Annotated in this window: 16 protein-coding genes and 1 pseudogene; 1 reads left to right on the top strand and 16 read right to left on the bottom strand. The window is 63.2% G+C overall.

From position 1 onward, the window contains the following. Positions 1–100: 100 nt before the first annotated feature. The gene (locus ACYKG1_RS00085; RefSeq protein ID WP_012478634.1) at positions 101–436 is read right to left on the bottom strand and encodes a hypothetical protein; all 336 of its coding nucleotides are present in this window, start codon (positions 434–436) and stop codon (positions 101–103) included. A gap of 80 nt (positions 437–516) precedes the next feature. On the opposite strand from ACYKG1_RS00085, the gene ACYKG1_RS00080 reads away from it, so the two are divergent. Beyond that, positions 517–741: a helix-turn-helix domain-containing protein gene (locus tag ACYKG1_RS00080; protein ID WP_012478633.1), complete on the top strand. Its 225-nt coding sequence runs from the start codon at positions 517–519 to the stop codon at positions 739–741. Between the two features lie 159 nt (positions 742–900). On the opposite strand, the pseudogene ACYKG1_RS00075 reads toward ACYKG1_RS00080, so the two are convergent. The 15 genes and pseudogenes from ACYKG1_RS00075 to dnaA all read right to left on the bottom strand — a co-directional run. Beyond that, positions 901–1,137: pseudogene (locus tag ACYKG1_RS00075) on the bottom strand (radical SAM protein); the annotation flags it as partial. Between the two features lie 101 nt (positions 1,138–1,238). Further along, the gene (locus ACYKG1_RS00070; RefSeq protein WP_478471403.1) at positions 1,239–1,982 is read right to left on the bottom strand and encodes a pyridoxine 5'-phosphate synthase; all 744 of its coding nucleotides are present in this window, start codon (positions 1,980–1,982) and stop codon (positions 1,239–1,241) included. Positions 1,983–1,991: 9 nt separating this feature from the next. Next, the gene (locus ACYKG1_RS00065; protein WP_100475101.1) at positions 1,992–2,261 is read right to left on the bottom strand and encodes a hypothetical protein; all 270 of its coding nucleotides are present in this window, start codon (positions 2,259–2,261) and stop codon (positions 1,992–1,994) included. A 40-nt stretch (positions 2,262–2,301) separates the two neighbouring features. After that, on the bottom strand, positions 2,302–3,762 hold the full coding sequence (gene cls, locus ACYKG1_RS00060) for a cardiolipin synthase (RefSeq protein WP_478471401.1): 1,461 nt from the start codon (positions 3,760–3,762) through the stop codon (positions 2,302–2,304). Between the two features lie 160 nt (positions 3,763–3,922). Further along, entirely contained in the window at positions 3,923–4,336 is a 414-nt protein-coding gene (locus ACYKG1_RS00055; RefSeq protein ID WP_005411740.1) for an ExbD/TolR family protein, read from the bottom strand. Positions 4,337–4,339: 3 nt separating this feature from the next. Further along, the gene (locus ACYKG1_RS00050) at positions 4,340–4,765 is read right to left on the bottom strand and encodes an ExbD/TolR family protein (protein ID WP_005411739.1); all 426 of its coding nucleotides are present in this window, start codon (positions 4,763–4,765) and stop codon (positions 4,340–4,342) included. 61 nt (positions 4,766–4,826) lie between these two features. Then, positions 4,827–5,588 (bottom strand): TonB-system energizer ExbB, encoded by a 762-nt coding sequence (gene exbB, locus ACYKG1_RS00045; RefSeq protein ID WP_100475103.1) that lies wholly within the window; start codon positions 5,586–5,588, stop codon positions 4,827–4,829. A 93-nt stretch (positions 5,589–5,681) separates the two neighbouring features. Further along, positions 5,682–6,350 (bottom strand): energy transducer TonB, encoded by a 669-nt coding sequence (locus ACYKG1_RS00040; protein ID WP_100475104.1) that lies wholly within the window; start codon positions 6,348–6,350, stop codon positions 5,682–5,684. A 143-nt stretch (positions 6,351–6,493) separates the two neighbouring features. Beyond that, positions 6,494–7,687, bottom strand: a complete 1,194-nt coding sequence (locus ACYKG1_RS00035; RefSeq protein ID WP_087921034.1) for a tetratricopeptide repeat protein — start codon at positions 7,685–7,687, stop codon at positions 6,494–6,496. A gap of 132 nt (positions 7,688–7,819) precedes the next feature. Further along, positions 7,820–8,626 (bottom strand): M48 family metallopeptidase, encoded by an 807-nt coding sequence (locus ACYKG1_RS00030; protein ID WP_100475106.1) that lies wholly within the window; start codon positions 8,624–8,626, stop codon positions 7,820–7,822. A gap of 71 nt (positions 8,627–8,697) precedes the next feature. Beyond that, positions 8,698–9,543 carry a CPBP family intramembrane glutamic endopeptidase gene (locus ACYKG1_RS00025; RefSeq protein ID WP_262084115.1) on the bottom strand — a complete coding sequence of 282 codons (846 nt, stop codon included), beginning with the start codon at positions 9,541–9,543 and terminating at the stop codon, positions 8,698–8,700. Positions 9,544–9,610: 67 nt separating this feature from the next. Next, positions 9,611–12,070 carry a DNA topoisomerase (ATP-hydrolyzing) subunit B gene (gyrB, locus tag ACYKG1_RS00020; protein WP_478471398.1) on the bottom strand — a complete coding sequence of 820 codons (2,460 nt, stop codon included), beginning with the start codon at positions 12,068–12,070 and terminating at the stop codon, positions 9,611–9,613. Between the two features lie 112 nt (positions 12,071–12,182). After that, positions 12,183–13,277, bottom strand: coding sequence for a DNA replication/repair protein RecF (gene recF, locus ACYKG1_RS00015; RefSeq protein ID WP_100475109.1), 1,095 nt, complete (start codon positions 13,275–13,277; stop codon positions 12,183–12,185). A gap of 993 nt (positions 13,278–14,270) precedes the next feature. Continuing rightward, complete coding sequence (dnaN, locus tag ACYKG1_RS00010) at positions 14,271–15,371, bottom strand: DNA polymerase III subunit beta (RefSeq protein WP_005411731.1); 1,101 nt, start codon at positions 15,369–15,371, stop codon at positions 14,271–14,273. A gap of 276 nt (positions 15,372–15,647) precedes the next feature. Further along, entirely contained in the window at positions 15,648–16,979 is a 1,332-nt protein-coding gene (gene dnaA, locus ACYKG1_RS00005; protein ID WP_478471396.1) for a chromosomal replication initiator protein DnaA, read from the bottom strand.

Below are 16,979 nucleotides of genomic sequence, written 5' to 3'. Positions count from 1 at the left end.
GCCGCAACACCGTGAAATTCAGCTAGCTGTAGGCCATACGGTCGTTTGGCGAGTAGGTTCTGCCCAGGCTTATCCACAGCTTCGGCTGGCAAGGCCTTTATCAGCTGCGTTGGCCATGGAGCGCTTTGGCTTCCGCCAAGAAGATCTGCATCAATGCCCGCGATCGACGTGTTGCTGCAGGCAGTGGAATGCCCAACTGTGCGCAGAGCGAAGTCGCATATGCCATCTGTGCACCCGTGGGCGGCTTGATGTCCCAATCCGTTAGCTGGGGGATGAGCTTTGAGAGCTCTTCTGCCAGGCGGTACTCAAAGCCTCTTGCTTGCCCTTCCTCTTCTTGCATTCGACGCATCTGCATAGCGACCTGCTCCCTGCCCATGGGAGAAAAGGGAAGCTCAAGAGTGAACTCCAGTTCCGGACATACGAGGTAAAAGTTCATGGGAGATGCAATTAGTACTTATAAGTAGACTACCTTTAGAGGCGTAGTCTTTAAAGTACTGGAACCACAAGCTGCTTCGTATGGTCGAGCATACGAACCAAGCGAAACTTGCAGATGTGATCCGCGCGCATCGCATTGATCTGGGTGTCAGCCAAGAAGCCTTTGCTGACCACATCCAGATGCACCGCGCCTACTACAGCAAGATCGAGCGTGGCGAAAAGAACCTCACTCTCGCTACCTTGGAGCGAGTTGCTAAAGGCATGGGTACCTCGATGTCGGCCCTGCTGCGCGCCGCAGGGCTCTAACACTCTTTGCAGACCACGAAGGTTGGCCAACCTCTCCAGGATGGGCGTGTTTGGCCGGCACTGCGCGGGGGATTGTGCCGATAGCAATGTGTTTACTGATTATTCTCTAACCTGTTGATCTATATGGATTTATCTAGTGAACAATCAGGGGGTATTGATACCATGCTCGCAACCGCGATACGGATTCACCGACTGGCTGAAGCCGACGTCCGGCGAAGTGTTGCGGGTGATGATGCTGCGTGCGGTTTCCGCACGTACCTCGGTGCGCAGGCGTGGGGCGAGGAACTCCTCGCTCTCGTCGACCGCCCAGCCGTCGTCCACCGCCTCGCTGACGGTGCTTTCAAAGCGCCCGGCAAGGTGGGACGTGGAACCTCGGCCCTTGATCGCAATACCCATGACGGCAGAGTACGTCGCGACCGTCTCAATGGCTGCGACGGCCGTCTGAAGGGTTCAGGGCGGTGCTGAGTCGAGCACGGCTCGACTCTACCGGGGAGGTGTCAGAGCAGCGCCAGGTACCCGCGCACGGTGGCATCCAGCCCGTCATACAACGCCTCGCCAATCAGTGCGTGGCCGATCGAGACCTCCAGCACCTCCGGCACGTGGGCCAGGAAGTCGCGCAGGTTGTCCTGCGACAGGTCATGACCGGCATTCACGCCCAGGCCGACGGCCTGCGCGCGGCGGGCGGCAGTGGCGAACAGCGCCAGCATCGCGTCGGCATCGCCAGCCGCATGCGCCTCTGCGTAAGGGCCGGTGTACAGCTCGATGCGGTCGGCACCGACCTCGGCCGCCTGCTCCAGCAGCGGGTTGCCGGCATCGACGAACAGGCTGACCCGGCAGCCCATCGCCTTCAGTTCGGCGATCAGCGGGCGCAGCCGCTCTGCGTCACGCGCGAAGTCGAAGCCATGGTCGGAGGTGATCTGGCCATCACCATCGGGGACCAGGGTGGCCTGCGCCGGACCGGTCTGTTCGCACAGCGGCAGCAGCCCCGGGTAGCCCTCGCGCGGCGGCGCGAACGGATTGCCTTCGATGTTGAATTCAACGCCACGCGCGCGGGTCAGGGTGGACAGGGCCAGCACGTCCTCGGCGGTGATGTGACGGCGGTCCGGCCGCGGATGCACGGTGATGCCGTGGGCGCCGGCATCCAGGCAGGCCTGGGCGGCGCGCACCACGTCCGGTTCGGCGCCGCCGCGCGAATTGCGCAGGACGGCGATCTTGTTGACGTTGACGCTGAGCTGGGTCATGGAACGGGACTACTTGGAAAGAGGAGACGGGTCGTGGTCGTTGTGGTCGTCGTTGCGGCGGGCCTGGGCCTGTTCGCGCAGGCGTCGCAGTTCTTCGGCGTCAATGAGGGTGGCCGGGTCGCGCTGCAGGTCGCCGAAACGGGCCACGTAGCGGCCGCGTACCCAGGCCAGCAGGAAGGCGAGGGCAGCCAGCAGGCACAGGGTCATCAACCCCGCGCTCGGGGTCTTCAGCGCGAAGGCAAAGCAGCCCAGCGCCAGCAGCAGGTACAACCAGTACATAGTCGGGCTCCCCGGATGATCGCCGCAGTGTAGCGCTGCGTCAGAGCAGCGGCGAGGCCAGCCGGGCGAAGGCCTCGGGCAGGCGGTACAGCCACAGCGAGCGGCCGGCCTGGTCATGCACCCGCGTGGCGCGGTCGAATTCGCCCTGCAGCAGCTCGGCCAGGGCCGCCACACGGTCGCGGTCGCTGATCATCATCGACAGCTCGAAGTTCAGCCGGAAGCTGCGGTGGTCAAAGTTGGCACTGCCGACAATACAGACATCGTCATCGGCGATGAACGCCTTGGTATGCAGCATCCGCGGGCCGTATTCGTAGATCTTCACGCCCGCATGCAACAGCTCATCGAAGTAGGAACGTGCGGCCTGGGTGACGAACCACGAATCGCTCATCTTCGGTACCAGCAGGCGCACATCCAGGCCGCCCAGTGCAGCGGAGGTCAACGCCATCCGCGCCGCTTCACCCGGCACGAAATAGGGGGTGACCAGCCACACCCGCTCGTGTGCTTCCTGGATGGCGGCGACGTGGAGGCGGTGGATGGTCTCCCAGCCCGAATCCGGACCCGACACCAGTACCTGCGCGTTGATCGCGCCATCACCGCGCAGCGGCATGTCGGCCGGCCATAGACGGGCGATGTCCATCCGCGAGGGATCCTGTCCACTGGCGTACAGCCAGTCTTCGGCGAACACCAGCTGCAGGCTGCGCACGACATGGCCGCGGATACGCATGTGCAGGTCGCGGTAGGCGTCGGGTCTGCGGCTCTCGTCTTCCTCGTCGGTGATGTTGATGCCGCCGGTAAAGGCAAGGCGGCCATCGATGATCACCAGCTTGCGATGCGTGCGCAGGTTCAACCACGGGCGTTTGAACGGCTTCAGCAGCTGCCGCGGATGGAACCAGATTGCTTCGCCGCCGGCATCCAGCAGGGGCTGCAGGAAGCGGCGGGGCAGGGCGGACGAGCCAACCGCATCCAGCAGAAGGCGCACCTGCACCCCCGCACGGGCGCGCTCGACCAGGGCATCACGCAGGGCAGTGCCAGCGTGGTCCGGATTGAAGATGTAGTACTCCAGGTGCACGTGGTCGCGCGCCTGTGCGATCGCATCGAGCAGTGCGGCGTAGGTGGCCGCGCCGTCGACCAGCCAGGTCACCTCGGTGGCACTGCTTGGCGCCAGCCCGGTGGTGGCCTGGGCAACCTTGGCCAGCTCTGTGCAGTCCGAATCGGGTGGGCAGACATCACTGTAGTGCTCCATCCCCGAGCGGGCGCGACCACGGCGCAGCCGCTGCCGCTTCACCTTCTGCGGACCCAGCAGGTAGTAGATGAAGAGCCCCAGGTAGGGGAGCAGCGCCAACGACAGGATCCAGCTCAGCGTGGCCACCGGCTCGCGCTTCTGCAGCATGATCCAGCCCGCCAGCGCGAACAGGTACAGCAGGTAGGCCACCGCCAGGATGGTGCCGAGGTGGGCGATGCCGTCGAGCCAATGGCGCAGGGAGTCGAAGAGGGCGAGCATCCGCCGATCATAGCGGGCGCGTGCTCCCTGATGGGGTCAGATCCCTTTCCTGAGGGAAAGGGATCTGACCCCGACGGGCCCCGCAGGCACAAAAAAAAAACGCCCCTGTTTCCAGGGGCGTCTGCAGTCGCGTCATGACTGTTGTGTTGCGGTGTCGCGTTTACTGCTGCACAAAACCGATCTTCTTCATCTGAGCGTTCTTCGCGGCGGCCAGAACCTTGGCCATCACGTCGTACTCCGAATCCGGGCTGGCGTCGATGCGCAGTTCCGGCTGGTTGGTCGGGTCACGCTGGACCTCCTGCTCCATCCGCTGCTGCAGCTCGCTGGTATTGATCGGGCTGTTGTTCCACGAGACCTGGTTGCTGGCGTCGATCTTCAGTTCGATCGGCGGCGGCGGTTCGACCAGCTGCGGCGGTGGGTTGAGCACGCGCTGCGGCAGGTCCACGGCGATCGGGTACGTCATGATCGGCGCGGTCACGATGAAGATGATCAGCAGAACCAGCATCACGTCCACGAGGGGCGTGACGTTGATGTCTGCCATGGGGCCCTTGCCACCACCACTACTGAATGCCATGGCTTATTGCCCCTTTTCTTTGGTCGCGACGAAGCCGACGTCCAGCATGCCCTGCTCCTGCGCGACCTTGGTCAGGTCGTTGATGACGCGCATCTTGGTGGTGCGGTCACCACGCAGGTTCAGCGGCGGCTGCGGGGTCTGCTGGGCGGCGGTCGCCAAGCGCGACTCGAGAGTCTGCTTGTTGATTTCTTCGTCGTTCCAGTAGATCGAGCCGTCTTCCTTGACTGCCAGGGTGATCGGTCCGGAACGCTTTTCAGCATCTTCCGGCTTCTGGATCAGGTTGGCTTCCGGCAGATCCACCTTGACCTTGTGGGACATCAGGGGCGCCGTGATGATGAAGATGATCAGCAGCACCAGCATCACGTCCACGAGGGGCGTAACGTTGATGTCGGCCATGGGGCCGCCGCTGTTACCACTACTGAAAGCCATAACGGGCTCCGTCTAGATCTTGGTGACTACTTACTTCGTCGCTGGGTGACGCGCGCCGCAATTAGCGGACGCGCGAACCGGTGGCGAAGAAGTCGTGCAGGTCGTGCGCGAAGGTATCGAACTTGCTGATGGTCGCGCTGTTGATCTTGCTGAAGAAGTTGAAGGCGAACACGGCCGGGATCGCGACGAACAGACCGATCGCGGTCATGATCAGCGCTTCACCCACCGGGCCGGCAACGGCGTCGATCGAAGCGGAGCCGGTGGCACCGATCTTGATCAGCGCGCCGTAGATGCCCCACACGGTACCCAGCAGACCGACGAACGGAGCGGTTGCGCCGACGGTTGCCAGCAGGGTCATGCCCGACTGCAGCTTGTTGCTTTCGCGGGTGACGGCCTGGCGCAGAGCGCGGTCGACGAACTCCGAACGGCTCAGGTTCTCACCCAGGCCACCGGTGGCGCCGCCTTCAGCGCGCTGGTGGTGGGCAGCCGCCTGGGCAGCGTCCAGGGCGATCTTCGAGAACGGCTCCGAAGCCGGCTGTTCTTCCATCGCACGGATGGCGTCCTGCGCGTTCGGGGTGTCCCAGAACAGGCTGACGACGCGATCAGCGGCGCTCTTCAGGCGGGTGGCACGGAAGATGTTGATGACGGTCCAGTACCAGGACATGGCCGACATGGCGATCAGGGTCAGCAGCACGACCCAGGAAACCGCGAAATCACCCGGCTTGGTGGTCATTTCGTGGATCAGGTGCTCGAAGCCCATCTGCGACAGGGCATTGGACGGATTGCCCCCGGCAGCAGCGGCGATGAAAATTTCCTGCAGCATGACGCTTACCTTTGTTGTGTGTGGTGATAAAGGGTGTAGCTAAGCAAACAATCGAACTGGGAACCGGGGCGGCCAGGCGGCCACCCGGGCGCATCAGTTCAGCGCAAAGTTGACCGGGACGCGAACGCGACCTGCCGTCTTCTTACCGCCAGATTCAGCGGCGTTGAAGCGCCACTTGCGAGCCGCTTCCATCGCAGCACGGTCCAGGTCGCGGTTACGGCTGGACTTTTCCACCGTGACATTGGTGACGTTGCCGTTGGCATCGACATCAATGATCAGGATCACTTCGCCCTGGATACCCGCGCGGAAGGCTGCCGGCGGATAGCGCGGCGGATTCATGGCCTTCGACGAGATGTCCACGCTGGCCTCGATCGAGGTCGGCGGTGCCGGCGGCGCCGGAGGCGACGGCGGGGTGACGATATCGTTCGGGCGCGGCTCCGGCACATCGACGACCGGCGCCTGCGGCGGCGGCGGTACGGGCGACGGCTTCGGCGGCGACAGATTCTTCACCGGCGGTGGCGGAGTATCCTGCGGCGGCGGCGGCGGCGGCGGCGGTGGGGGCGGCGGCGGCGCGTCGACGATGGTCACCATGACGTTGCGCTCCTTCTCCGCGACGGCCTTGGGAGCCACGGCGGGAATCAGGAGCATCATGAAGGCGGCCAGATGCAGGGCAATTACAAACGCGATGCCGACGATGCGAGGCCAGCTCAGCCCCTTGTCATCGGGTTGTTCGTACCGGTGAACGACTAGTTGTTCCGTCATGCGCCAAGAGCTCAATAGTGGGGCCGGAATCCCGGGGGCGGGATCCCTGATCAGCGGTGCATGACACCGCAGGAACCTCCAAGCTTATACCAATCCTGAGCGCCTGCGCATCAACTGAGCAGGCATTCAGGCGTTATTCCTACTTACTTCAGGTTGATGATTTTTTTGGCATCAGCCTGGTTCTTCACGCCCTTCGCCAGCGCCTGCTGGGCGGCCTGCTTGGCCTCGGGGACGCGACCTTCGGCATGCAGGACGCGTGCCAGGTTCAGGTAGGTCTCACCGTCCTTGGAGAGCGGGGCGGCCTTCTGCCACGCATCGATCGCCTGCGGCACCTGGTCGGAGTAGTAGTAGGACTGGGCCAGCGCCAGGTAAACCTGGTAATCCGGCTTCAGGATGCCCTTCTGCAACCCTTCATTGATGACCGCGATGACGTCCTTTTCCTTGTTCTCGGTGTTGGCATAGATCGAGTACAGCTGCTTGTACTCGCGCTCTTCGGTGAGCTGGCCGCTGCTGCGCAGCTTGTCCATCACCGCGGCGGCCTTCGGCATCTGGTCAGCCTGCATGTACATGTTGGCCAGATTCAGCTGGGCCTTCTTGTCCGTCGGGTTCTTGGCCGCCAGCGCTTCTGCGGCCTGCACGGCCTCACCGGTCTGGCCGGCTTCGGACAGTGCCGCCATCAGCAGCTGGTTCCAGTTGTCCTTCGGCTCGGCAGCGCCGGCGATGGCCTGCTTCAGCACCGGGATCGCTTCCTGGTAGCGCTCCAGCTGGTACAGTGCCTGGCCCTTGGCGATCAGCTCTTCCGGCTTGGTCGACTTGCTCTCGGCAAAGTACTTGTCCAGGGTGGCCAGGCCTTCAGCGGTCTGGTCTTCCTGCAGCTGCAGCTGGCCCAGCATCAGCATCGACTGGAAGTGGCCGTTGTTGTCCAGGCCGTTGAACTGGATCACCTGCTTCAGGTAGGCGATGGCGGCCGGGGTGTCGTCGGTCTGGTAGGCGGCCTGCGAGGCCAGCTGCGCGGCCAGCGACTTGTCGTACTCGTTCGAGGCGCTGTCAGCCAGGATCGCGTCAGCCTGCGTGCGCGTCTCCGGGAACTTTTCCTTGTTGTAGCTGTCGATCATTTTCTGCAGCTTGCTGCCCATCTTGGCCGAGGCCTTGGCGGTCGGCTCCTGCCGGGTCGCATTCGGGTACAGCGGTTCGGCCTTGGCCTGCTTGCTGCTGCCGCCGCGGCTGCCACGGTCGGAGGAGCGCGAGGACTGCGCGAAGGCATCGGTGACCACGGCGCCGGTCAGGGCGGTCGCGACGAGGACGGAAAGCACAGCTTTGTGGTTACGGAAAATCATCGTTCACCTCGATCGAACCGCCGGATAGCGGCAAAGTCGGACTGTCAGAAAAATCTGAGCCGCCAAACGTATCAGAAACAGATGGCGTGAGAAATCGTTTTATGTGCTGCAATACAGCATAGAACTGCGCACTCATCCGCACTTTGGCCGCAGCCCGGCCGCCTGCGCCTGCTGATAAACCGGCGTCAGGCCCGGTGCATCACGTCGCAGTTCCTGGATGCGGTTGGCTGGATCGGGGTGGGTGGACAGCCATTGCGGGCTGCGACCGCCGCTGGCGGCCATCATGTTCTGCCACAGATCCACGGCCTGGGCCGGGTTGAATCCGGCCTGCGCCATCAGTCGCTGGCCGATGACATCGGCCTCGCTTTCCTGGGTTCGCGACCCCGGGAGGAGGAAGGCCGTCTGCGCACCCATCCCGCCCAGCTGGTTGACCGTGCTGGCGGCACCATCGCCGTAGGCGGCACCGGCCAGCGCGCCCAGCACGGCCAGGCCGGTCTGCGCGCCCATCTGCCGGGTGATGCGTTCTTCGTGATGACGCGCGATGACATGCCCGATCTCATGGCCGATCACGGCAGCCAACTGGTCCTGGTTCCTGGCGACGGTGAAGATGCCGGTATTCACACCCACTTTGCCGCCGGGCAGGGCAAAGGCGTTCGGTTCCTTGTCGACGAATACAGCCGTCTCCCACCGTACGCCACGGTACTGAGGTGGCAACTGCGCGACCAGCGCATTGACCACGCATTGCACGTAGCCGTTCTGGCGGCCATCCGTGCTGATCTTCTCTTTCTGCTTGGTCTCGGCGAACGCCTGCGCACCCAGCTGGTCCAGCTGTGCCTGTGACACGCCGCCCACCATCTGCCGTCGTCCGGTTGGCGACGTAGTGGTCGCGCAGGCGCTGACCAGGGTGGTGATGACAAGGGCCAGCAGCAGTTGTTTCATGGGTCCACCCCCGTGTTCATGTGCGCAGTGTGTAGCGTACCTGCTTAATCTTTCGTCAAGCGGGCACGGCGTTACGTTGATCCCAGGAACACCATCGCGGCCAGCGCAACCGCATTGTTCAGCGCATGCGCAGTGATCGCCGCCCACAGCGTGCCGGTGCGGCGGTACAGCCAGCAGAAGGCGGCCCCCATGCCGCCGTAGACCAGCCACAGCTGCGCCATGCCCAGCAGCGAATTCTTGCTGACACCGGGCACTTCATGGACCAGGGCGAACGCCAGGCTGCTGAGGATGAGGCCCAGCCAGGGCCGGCCGGCCTGCCACAGGCGCCCGAACAGGACGCGGCGGAACAGCAGCTCTTCATAGGCGGGGGCGAGGACGACCGCGAACAGCACCAGGAACAACGGGAAGCGAGCGATCGCGCTCTGCATCAGTTCCACGTTGGTGGGTACCGGCTCGATGCCGAACTGCTTGGAAAGGAAGGCGATGCCGTTGCTGCCCAGCACGATCAGCGTGGCCACCAGCAGGGTCCAGCCCCAGGTGGAAGGCCGCAGCAGCGCCTGCCGCGAGGCCTGGCGCTCGCCGGCGTTTGCCGGACGGCGCCAGAAGTACAGCAGCAGTGCGGCGCCACCGGTGGCGATCAGGGCCATCAGGATCTGCGCCAGGGCCCCGGGCTGGCCCACCACCGCGCTGACGGTGTCAGGTGTCAGTGCGCCGCCATTGGCCTCGGCATTGGCGCGGCTGACCACGATCGCACGGTAGAAGCCCCAGAACAGACCGGTGACCATGCTCAGGCCGACCAGGGCGACGGCAGCGATGCCCAGGTCGATGAAGAAACCTGCCAACGGTGCAACGGCGCGCGGAGGGGCGGATGCCGGCGGAACCGGAGGCGGGGCGGAAACCGGGGCGGATGCGGACATCAGGTACCTGCGTTCAAGGGACGACGGCCGGTGCAGCTCCCCGCGCACCGGCCAGGTCCCGATTGTGTCAGATATCCAGATTCGCGACCTTCAACGCATTGTCTTCGATGAAGTCGCGACGCGGTTCGACCACATCGCCCATCAGGGTACTGAAAATCTGGTCGGCAGCGACCGCGTCTTCAATGCGCACCTGCAGCAGGCGACGGGTCTCCGGGTTCACCGTGGTATCCCACAACTGTTCCGGATTCATTTCGCCCAGACCCTTGAATCGCTGGATCTGACGGCCGCGCTTGGCCTCCTCGAGCAGCCAGTTCTGCGCCTTGGCAAAACTGTCCACTTCAATCGACTTGGCGCCGCGGGAAATCGTCGCGCCTTCGCGCACCAGGCCGTGCAACAGCTTGGAGGCCTGGTGGATCGCACGCAGTTCGCCACTCTCGAACGCCGACATCGGCAACACCTGGATGTGCTCCTCGCCCATGTGGCGGCGGGTCACCAGCACCGCGGCCGGGCGCTCATCGTTCGGTTCCTGCAGTTCCAGGCTGAAGCGCGGGCTGCCCAGGCTGCCCTGGTTGAGGCGCTTGGCCAGCGCATCCAGGCCTTCGCCTTCGCCGGCATTGCGCAGGCTGTCCAGGTCCATCGGCACGAAATCGACCAGCGCTTCGAGCAGGTTGCGGTCATAGCGATGCGCGTTGCGCTCGATCGAATCCAGCGCGGCGGCATAGGCCAGCAGCAGCTTTTCCAGCGCCAGGCCTTCGATGCCCGGTTCGCCGGTGGCCGGCACCAGCGCGGCGTTTTCCACCGCACTGCTGGCCAGGTAGCTGTCCAGCGCGGGGTCGTCCTTCAGGTACAGCTCCTGCTTGCCCTGCTTGATCTTGTACAGCGGCGGCAGGCCGATGTAGACGTAACCGCGCTCGATCAGCTCCGGCATCTGACGGTAGAAGAACGTCAGCAGCAGGGTGCGGATGTGGGCGCCGTCGACGTCGGCGTCGGTCATGATGATGATCTTGTGGTAACGCAGCTTGTCCGGGTTGTACTCGTCACGGCCGATGCCGGTACCCAGCGCGGTGATCAGCGTACCGACCTGGTCGGACGACAGCATGCGGTCAAAGCGCGCGCGTTCCACGTTGAGGATCTTGCCGCGCAGCGGCAGCACCGCCTGGTTCTTGCGGTTGCGACCCTGCTTGGCCGAACCACCTGCCGAGTCACCCTCGACGATGAACAGTTCGGACAGCGCCGGGTCCTTTTCCTGGCAGTCGGCCAGCTTGCCCGGCAGGCCGGCGATGTCCAGCGCGCCCTTGCGGCGGGTCAGGTCGCGGGCCTTGCGCGCGGCTTCTCGTGCTCGCGCGGCGTCGACGATCTTGCCGGCGATCGCCTTGGCTTCGTTCGGGTTTTCCTGCAGGAACTCTTCCAGGCGCGCACCAAAGGCGTTTTCCACTGCCGGACGTACGTCGGAGCTGACCAGCTTTTCCTTGGTCTGGCTGGAGAAGCTCGGGTCCGGCACCTTTACCGACAGCACCGCGATCATGCCTTCGCGCATGTCGTCGCCGGTCAGGTTGATCTTGGCCTGCTTGGCGATGCCGTTCTGTTCGATGTAGTTGTTGAGCACACGGGTCAGCGCGCCACGGAAACCGGCGAGGTGGGTGCCGCCGTCCTTCTGCGGAATGTTGTTGGTGAAGCAGTACATCGTCTCCTGGTAGGAGTCGGTCCACTGCAGCGCCACATCCACGACGATGCCGTTGTGCTCGCCGGTGACGGAGATGACGTTCGGGTGCAGCGGGGTCTTCAGCTGCGCCAGATGCTCCACGAAGCTGCGGATGCCGCCTTCGTAGTGGAAATCATCGCGACGGCCATCGCCACGCTCATCGGCAAGGACGATCTTGACGCCGGAGTTCAGGAACGACAGCTCGCGCAGGCGGCGGGCCAGGATGTCGTAGTGGAATTCCACGTTGTCGTGGAAGGCAACGGTCGACGGCCAGAAGCGCACGGTGGTACCGCGCTTGGTGGTGGTTTCCAGCTTGGCCAGTGCGGTCACGGCGGCACCGTCGCTGAATTCCTGCTGGTAATGGAAGCCGTTCTGGAACACGTCCACCAGCAGCTTCTGCGACAGCGCGTTGACCACGCTGACGCCGACGCCGTGCAGGCCGCCGGAAACCTTGTAGCTGTTGTCGTCGAACTTGCCGCCCGCGTGCAGGACAGTCATGACCACTTCGGCGGCAGACACTTCGCGACCAAGCTTGGCGCTCATCTGCTCGTGCTTTCCGGTCGGGATACCGCGGCCGTTGTCGGATACCGAAACCGAGCCGTCGGCGTGGATCGTCACTGCAACGTGATCGGCGTGGCCGGCCAGCGCTTCGTCGATCGAGTTGTCAACGACCTCGAACACCATGTGGTGCAGTCCGGTGCCGTCATGCACGTCACCGATGTACATGCCGGGACGCTTGCGGACAGCCTCCAGGCCTTCCAGGGCGGTAATGCTGTTGGCGTCGTAATTGCCGTTGTTTGCCGGGGTGTTCTGTTCGTCGATCATTGCGCTTGCCGTAGGCTCCGCAGGTCGGCCACCGCTTGGAGCGATGCGCCGAGAATGAAAGGATTCCAACCCGAATTATACCAGCCGGGGTCGAGCGGCCCTGGTGTGCCCACTATGGCACAGCCACGATCTGTGCATGTTCCACGTGGAACCGGGCGATGTGGGTCAGTTCTTCCAATGCTGCCGGTGTTTCGGTGGCGGTGACGAAGATCTGTGCCGGTCCGTTGAGCAGGCGCTCCAGAACCCGCGCCTGATGGGTGCGATCCAGCTCGGAGGACAGATCGTCCAACGCGATCACCGGCCATTCGCCGCGCTGTTCTGCGTAGTCCTCGGCTTGTGCCAGCAGACAAGCCAATGCCGTCAGCTTGGCTTGGCCGCGGGACAGCGCATCGCGCCCAGGAATACTTTGGAAATCCACGCTCCAGTCCGCCCGGTGCGGGCCGACCGAGGTATACCCGGCCTGCCGATCACGCTCCCGGGCTAGAAGCAGGGCATCGGCCAGGGGAAGCTCGTGCCGACGCCAACCTGGGCTGAGTTCCAGTGCCTGGATCCCAAGTTGCGGGGCCAAGCTGCCAGCCAGGGAGACGGTACGCTGCTGCAGGCGCTCCAGGTAGTGCTGGCGACGGCTGGTCAGGGGTTCTCCAGCCTCGGCCAGTTCGTGATCCCAGGTATCCAGCATCCGCGACGAGCCACCTTGCTTGAGCAGGGCATTTCGCTGTTTCAGTGCACGCGAGTAACGGCGCCAGAGCGACAGAAAATCCGGTTCCACGTGGAACAAGCCCCAATCGAGGAAGCGGCGGCGGGGTTCACCACCACCACTGACCAACGCATGGCTGCCGGGTTCGAACGTTACTACCGCCAGCGCTGCGCACAGATTGCCGAGCTGAGCCACGTCTTCGCCGTCCAATCGACCCTGCCAGTCCTGGCCGCTGTGGCGCAAGCCGGCCTTTCGGCGGTGCGGTGGGTGATTGGCACGCTGTTCCTCCCATTCCACGAAGATTTCCAGAGCTTCCTGGCCCTGTCGCACCAACCCATCGCGAACCCGACCACGGAAGCTGCGCCCATAGGCCATCAGATGCAGGGCCTCGAGCACACTGGTTTTGCCGGCACCGTTGTCGCCGGTCAGCAGGTTCAATCCCGGCTGGGGCAACAGATCCACCGCACTGAAGCGACGCAGTTGATGCAAGGCGAGGCGGCGGATAAGCATGGGGCGCGAAAGACCATCCGCACAAGGCGGTAGAGGGGCAGGGAATCCATCAGCTTACTGCATCGGTCAAGCCAGCCGTGCCGCGCCAGACATCGCCACTGTGCTGAAGCCTCCGCCTGGCAACACTACGCGTGTTCCACGTGGTGGCGCTCCCTCACCTGGGATCTACTGGGTCTGGATACGCCTGGGAATCCTTGAATTCTGAGCGGCGGCGCAGGGTACTGGCCCTCAGATTTCAGCGATTTCAGCCTCATTCCGCGAGCATCGCCAGGTGCCCCGACGGGTGGTTTGCGCGAACACCGCGCAGATTTCTTGAAATCTACGATGCGATGCCCTGGAGGGTTCCACAGATTTCAAAGAATTCGAGCCCGCCGTTTCACGCCGTCCACAGCAGGTCTGTATGACTTATACACAAGGTATGGGCAAACTGTGGGTAAAAAAGCCCTTTTGCCCGACCTGCGAATCTATCCACAGGTTCCACCCCAGCCTGAGGGGCCTCTATACAGGGGGTTTCAGGTGCATAAATCTCTTCAAAATCAATCAGATAATGCATTTCTCCACGAAATCTGCGCCTACCATCACCACCATGCTTTAGATTTATACCCAGATTTAGAAGCTAGGCTGGCCCCGATCCGGCCCAAACCAGGCCTGTGGACAGTGATGTCTGCAGATGAAGCAATCACCGCGATGCGCACGTGATCCGCTTCATCCATCGGACCAGATCAGGGCACATGCGATCAGCCTGAAAATCCCGGGAACTGCATTCTCGATCCAAGGCGGCTGGACAGCGGCCAGGCCAGGAACGGGGTTCCAGTCGCTCAGGACCAATTACATCGGAAGGGCAACCAGGATCAATTGGCAACCAGCGATCTCAAGGAAGGCATTCACCCATACCTGGAGATCCGGCCATCGCGATGCTCCACGTGGAACCTGCAAAAAAAACGCCCGGGAAATCCCGGGCGTCGTTCGGTTCCACGTGGAACAGCACAGCGGTCAGAGACGCAGCGGCATCACCACATGGCGCGACTTTTCGCTGCTGGATTCACGCACCAGCGCAGAGGAGTTGGAGTCGCGCAGCTGGATGATGACTTCCTCATCGCGCAGGGCGGAGAGCGCATCCAGCAGGTAGTTCACGTTGAAGCCGATGGCGAGATCGCTGACCGTGGTATCGGCTTCGATCTCTTCCTGGGCTTCTTCCTGTTCCGGGTTGTGCGCGCTGATCTTCAGGTTGCCCGGCGAGACTTCCACGCGGATACCCCGGTACTTCTCGTTGGACAGGATCGCGGCGCGTTGCAGCGAGGCACGCAGTGCTTCGCGGTCAACCTTCACTTCGCGGTCGGCGCCGATCGGAATCACTGCTTCATAGTCCGGGAAGCGGCCATCGATCAGCTTCGAGGTGAAGGTGACATCGTCGCGCTTGACGCGCACATGGCTACGGCCGACTTCCAGCTCGATCTCGCGATCTCCGCTTTCCAGCAGGCGCTGCAGTTCGGTCACGCCCTTGCGCGGCACGATGATCTGGCGCTTGGAACCGCTGGGCTTGGCCAGGTCGGTTTCACACAGCGCCAGGCGGTGGCCGTCGGTGGCGACGGTCCGCAGGGCATCACCGCGCAGATCGAACAGCAGGCCGTTGAGGTAGTAGCGCACGTCCTGCTGGGCCATCGCGAACGCGGTGCGCTCGATCAGCTCCTTCAGGGTTGCTTCGCCGATGGCTACACGCTCGGTAGCTTCCACTTCGTCCACCGACGGGAAGTCGTTGGAGGGCAGCGTCGCCAGGGTAAAGCGGCTGCGGCCGGCCTGCACGGTGATCTTGTCACCGGTCTGCGAGACGGTGATCCGGCTGCCGTCGGGCAGGGCGCGGATGATCTCGAACAGCTTGCGGGCGGGAATGGTGGTTTCGCCGTCCTGGGCATCTTCAACCGCGATCCGCGACACCATCTCCACTTCCAGGTCGGTACCGGTCAGCGACAGCTGGCCGTTCTGCACCTGGACCAGGAAATTGGCCAGAACCGGAAGGGTCTGGCGGCGTTCGACCACGTTGACGACCTGTGCCAACGGCTTGAGAAAGGCTTCGCGCTGCAGTGTGAAACGCATGTGGTTCCGTGCCCCTATGCTTTAAAAAAATGTGGAATAAATCAAAAGCTTGGTGGTGCTGGTAGAGACAGAATCGCTGGAAAACAACGCTAAGTCTTTGTAAATAAAAGAGTTTCATCCATCGAAACCCTCTGTATTACCGACCCCCAGGGGGTGGGGAAAGCTGTGGATAAATTCTGCGCGATTTCAAACGCCATTTTTATCCACAACGTGTCCCGCGCTTGCTACCGGATTCTGCACCGTTTTGTGCGATGACGCCTCATCGGCATCCGTGCATCATTCGCTCAGCTTCCGGATCAGCTTGTCCCAGTCCTCGCGGAGCTTGCCGTCGGTTTCCATCAGGGTCCGGATCTGGCGGCAGGCATGCAGCACCGTGGTGTGATCGCGACCGGCAAAGGCATCGCCGATCTCGGGCAGGCTGTGCTCGGTCAGTTCCTTGGTCAGGGCCATGGCGACCTGGCGCGGGCGAGCCAGCGAGCGGGTCCGACGCTTCGACAGCAGATCCTTGATCTGCAGGCCGTAGTAGTCGGCAACGGTTTTCTGGATGTTGGGAATGCTGATCGCCTGCTGCTGGGCGCGCAGCAGGTCGCGCAGGGTTTCCTGGGCGAATTCAGTGGTGATCGCGCGGCCGGTGAAATTGGCGCGGGCGGTCAGGGTATTGAGCGCACCTTCGAGGTCGCGCACGTTGGAGCGCATCTTCTTGGCGATCAGGAACGCAACATCATCGGGAATCTCGGCACCGCGTTCGCGTGCCTTGGCCAGCACGATCGCGGCGCGGGTCTCGAAGTCCGGCGGTTCGATCGCGACCGACAGGCCCCAGGCAAGCCGCGATTTCAGGCGCGCTTCGAGCCCCTCGACTTCGCGCGGATAGCGGTCGCAGGTCAGGATGATCTGCTGCTTGCCATCGAACAACGCGTTGAAGGTGTGGAAAAACTCTTCCTGGGTGCGGTCCTTGCCGGCGAAGAACTGGATGTCATCGATCAGCAGCGCATCCACCTGCTGGAACTGGCGCTTGAACTGATCCATGGTCTTTTCCTGCAGGGCCCGGATCATCGCGCTGAAGAACTGTTCCGAACGCAGGTACAACACCTTCGCGCCTGGATTGGCCTGGCGCATGGCGTTGCCGGCGGCGAACATCAGGTGGGTCTTGCCCAGGCCGGTGCCTCCGTACAGCAACAGCGGGTTGTGCGCGCGGTCGCCCGGCTTCTGTGCTGCCTGGAAGGCGGCGGCCAGGCCCAGCTGGTTGCTGCGGCCTTCGACGAAGTTGGCGAACGTGTAGTGATTGTCCAGATTGCCGGCGAAGGGCACCTGCGGTTCGCTGGAAGCCTGCGCCGACGGCGTGGGAACCGGCGCGTTCTGCGCCTCCACGGGGCGCGGGCGCGAGCCGATTTCAAGAAAAACGTCGCTGAAACCGGCGAAATGCGCCAGCAGTTCGCGGATCCGGGCCAGGTACAGTTCGCGTACCTGATCGACGATGAAGGCATTCGGTGCATACAGCACCAGGCTGTCCACGCGCAGATCGGCCTGCAGCGGCTTCAACCAGGTATGAACGTCTTCCGGCGGGAACTCCGCTTCGAGGCGCTCGAGACTACGGGACCAGGCATCCAT

It is taken from the genome of Stenotrophomonas sp. 85239_Sma (assembly GCF_056481725.1).
The sequence above is the reverse complement of the archived record's forward strand: the minus strand, read 5'-3'. Positions and strand labels throughout refer to the sequence as shown.

What these genes read in the sequence shown, in the direction of transcription:
- ACYKG1_RS00085 (WP_012478634.1), bottom strand. Translation starts at nt 436, where the DNA reads ATGAACTTTTACCTCGTATGTCCGGAACTGGAGTTCACTCTTGAGCTT.
- ACYKG1_RS00080 (WP_012478633.1), top strand. Translation starts at nt 517, where the DNA reads ATGGTCGAGCATACGAACCAAGCGAAACTTGCAGATGTGATCCGCGCG.
- ACYKG1_RS00070 (WP_478471403.1), bottom strand. Translation starts at nt 1,982, where the DNA reads ATGACCCAGCTCAGCGTCAACGTCAACAAGATCGCCGTCCTGCGCAAT.
- ACYKG1_RS00065 (WP_100475101.1), bottom strand. Translation starts at nt 2,261, where the DNA reads ATGTACTGGTTGTACCTGCTGCTGGCGCTGGGCTGCTTTGCCTTCGCG.
- cls (WP_478471401.1), bottom strand. Translation starts at nt 3,762, where the DNA reads ATGCTCGCCCTCTTCGACTCCCTGCGCCATTGGCTCGACGGCATCGCC.
- ACYKG1_RS00055 (WP_005411740.1), bottom strand. Translation starts at nt 4,336, where the DNA reads ATGGCATTCAGTAGTGGTGGTGGCAAGGGCCCCATGGCAGACATCAAC.
- ACYKG1_RS00050 (WP_005411739.1), bottom strand. Translation starts at nt 4,765, where the DNA reads ATGGCTTTCAGTAGTGGTAACAGCGGCGGCCCCATGGCCGACATCAAC.
- exbB (WP_100475103.1), bottom strand. Translation starts at nt 5,588, where the DNA reads ATGCTGCAGGAAATTTTCATCGCCGCTGCTGCCGGGGGCAATCCGTCC.
- ACYKG1_RS00040 (WP_100475104.1), bottom strand. Translation starts at nt 6,350, where the DNA reads ATGACGGAACAACTAGTCGTTCACCGGTACGAACAACCCGATGACAAG.
- ACYKG1_RS00035 (WP_087921034.1), bottom strand. Translation starts at nt 7,687, where the DNA reads ATGATTTTCCGTAACCACAAAGCTGTGCTTTCCGTCCTCGTCGCGACC.
- ACYKG1_RS00030 (WP_100475106.1), bottom strand. Translation starts at nt 8,626, where the DNA reads ATGAAACAACTGCTGCTGGCCCTTGTCATCACCACCCTGGTCAGCGCC.
- ACYKG1_RS00025 (WP_262084115.1), bottom strand. Translation starts at nt 9,543, where the DNA reads ATGTCCGCATCCGCCCCGGTTTCCGCCCCGCCTCCGGTTCCGCCGGCA.
- gyrB (WP_478471398.1), bottom strand. Translation starts at nt 12,070, where the DNA reads ATGATCGACGAACAGAACACCCCGGCAAACAACGGCAATTACGACGCC.
- recF (WP_100475109.1), bottom strand. Translation starts at nt 13,277, where the DNA reads ATGCTTATCCGCCGCCTCGCCTTGCATCAACTGCGTCGCTTCAGTGCG.
- dnaN (WP_005411731.1), bottom strand. Translation starts at nt 15,371, where the DNA reads ATGCGTTTCACACTGCAGCGCGAAGCCTTTCTCAAGCCGTTGGCACAG.
- dnaA (WP_478471396.1), bottom strand. Translation starts at nt 16,979, where the DNA reads ATGGATGCCTGGTCCCGTAGTCTCGAGCGCCTCGAAGCGGAGTTCCCG.